The sequence below is a fragment of the Dietzia sp. genome (assembly GCF_036741115.1).
Taxonomy (GTDB): domain Bacteria; phylum Actinomycetota; class Actinomycetes; order Mycobacteriales; family Mycobacteriaceae; genus Dietzia.
Window position 1 is genome coordinate 1 of the sequence record NZ_DAINST010000153.1, and the last position, 2,389, is coordinate 2,389.

A 2,389-nucleotide genomic window follows, 5' to 3' on the forward strand; every position below is an offset into this window, starting at 1 on the left:
GCGCCGCACCCTCAGGGGCCGCCCACGCCCACGCCCACGCCCACACCCGCGCCCCGCGCCTCGCGCCCGCGCTCCGCCTAGTCTCCGAGCCCGGCCTGCATCCTTCGCATCCCCGAGAGCCAGCGATCGGTGTCCTTGGCCCGGTTGACCCACATCGCGCGCACCTCCGGGTGCGGGAGCACGAGGAACTCTCCCTTCGCGACCGCGTCGAGGGTCTGCCGGGCGACGTCGTCGGCGCGGAGCACGGCGCCGGACGCCGTCACCGCCCGGATTGCCCGGCGCTCGGCCGGGTCCGAAGAGGCCTCGGCGGTGCGCACGAGCGGGGTGTCGACGCCCATCGGACACAGGCACGTGACTCCGACGCCCTGGTCCCCGTAAGTCACGGACAGCCACTCAGCGAAGGATTCCGCTGCGTGCTTGCTCACCGAGTAGATCGCCGAGCCCACCTGGGTGAGCAGTCCTGCGGCCGAGGCGGTGGGCACGAAATGTCCACTCCCGCGCTCGACCCAGCCGGGTACGAGTAGGCGCGCGGCGCGCACGTGGGCGTGGAAATTGACGCCCAGGCCGAGCTCCCATTCCTCCTCCGTGCCGATGCCCGACGAGCCCATCACGCCGGCGTTGGCGAAGTACATGTCCACCGGGCCGAACTGGCTCTCGGCCAGGGCGATGGTCTCTTCTATGACGCCGGTGTCCCCCACATCCCCGGCGAGCGCAACCGCCCCGGCCGGAGGAGAGGCGATCTCGCCCAGGTCCACGGCGACGACCCGCGCCCCGCCCGCCACGAGCTCCGCTGCCAGGGCGGCCCCGATCCCGCCGGCAGCGCCAGTGACGATGGCGACCTTCCCGGCGAAGCGGCGTACGTCGTCAGACATGATCGGCCCCTCCTTCTACCGACCCGCCCTCGGCCAGACGGCGCTCGACCCGATCCACCTTGCCCGCGATCTCCCCGCGATTGGGGGACACGCCCTAGCTCTGGGCCTCGCCGAGGCGCGCTTCGGGCGTGAGCTCGGCGTGGAGACCGCCGCCGGTCGCAGCCCGGGCAAGAGCGCGACCCAGCGCAGGTGCCTGCTTGAACAAATTGTGACCGGCCACAAAATGGACAGGGCCTGCCTCCCACACGGCCACGCCGTCCTCACTCCACGGGAGGTCGGTCACCCAGCAGTGAAGGAAGTCGCGCGGCTCTGGGTGGAGACCGGGCAGCGCCCGTGTCACGTATTCGCGCGCGCGTTCGTCCAGCGATCGAATCGCCGCAGGGTCGATGAACGTTCCGTCGTCGCGGACGCCGACGGTTTCGCTGAGTCCGACTGAATAACTGCTGTTGCCCGGTAGCGGCGTCGCGTACACGCCGACTTCGCCGAAGACGCCGCTGCTGTCCTGCAGGCACGCGACTCGTGCCGGGGCGGCGGCTTTCACGTCGAAGGTCAGCCGGACGTGTGCGGCAAGGCGAACCGGCAGCGACAGGCCGACGCTGCGGGCCAGGCGGGCGGTTTCGCGGCCGGCGCACACGACCACCTTGGAGTACACAGCCCGGTCGCTGACGCTGCGCACCTCGACCGTCCCATCGGCGCGGGGATCGATGGAGATGACCTCTGCGGTGGTGATGGCATCTGCGAGGGCACCCGCGAGTGCCGTGATCGCGGCTCGGGTACGGATCGCGCCGCCCGACTCGTCGAGCACCGCTGGCCCCGAGTACCCAGCGAGCAGCGGCATTCGCTGGGCGACCTCGGCCGCGTCGATCTCGTGCGCTTCCACGCCGCCGACCTGGTCGAGCACCCGCAGCCGCGCCAGGGCGCTGTCTCCGATCGCCAGGACACCGTCTGATGAGACCAGCTCGACGTCGAAGTGTTCGGCCCACTCATCCCATACGCCGCGGCTTTCGCGCGCGAAAGCGACGAGTCGCGGGTCGTCGTGGGCATGCCGGAAGATCCGCGACTCGCCTGCGGACTGACCCGTCCCGGGCAGACCAGCCTCGTACAAGCGCACCGGCACGCCCTGCTCCCGCAGCGCGTACGCCGTCGACAGACCGACGATCCCGCCCCCGATCACTGCTACCTCGGGTGAACGCGTCGTGGCAACGCCATCGTCAGTTCCTGTCATCGCGGTTCTCCGATCTGTTGGTGATTAACGATAGGCCGCAAGAGAAGGGGCCGCTACCACGACGTCAGCGGACTGTGTAAGCCCGAAGTCACCGCGCGCAGCGACCCATCCTTTCTGGGCCAGTACTCCCGTTGTGTGGTGTCAGGCGGGGAGTTTGGAGCCCACGACGTCGAGCTTCTCGATCGTAGGCTCGCTGAACAGCTTGCCCGTCTGCTCGCCGAGAGCGGCAGCGACTGCGCCGGACAGGTGCGCGTCGCGGCCGGCGCCATCGGGGAACACGTCGAAGATCCCG

Annotated in this window: 2 protein-coding genes; both read right to left on the minus strand. The window is 70.2% G+C overall.

Going from position 1 to position 2,389, the window contains the following annotated elements:
• Nucleotides 1-77 precede the first annotated feature (77 nt).
• Nucleotides 78-872, minus strand: coding sequence for an SDR family oxidoreductase (locus tag V7E05_RS14105; RefSeq protein WP_333620259.1), 795 nt, complete (start codon nucleotides 870-872; stop codon nucleotides 78-80).
• 94 nt (nucleotides 873-966) lie between these two features.
• The gene (locus V7E05_RS14110) at nucleotides 967-2,097 is read right to left on the minus strand and encodes an NAD(P)/FAD-dependent oxidoreductase (protein ID WP_333620260.1); all 1,131 of its coding nucleotides are present in this window, start codon (nucleotides 2,095-2,097) and stop codon (nucleotides 967-969) included.
• Nucleotides 2,098-2,389: the final 292 nt, after the last annotated feature.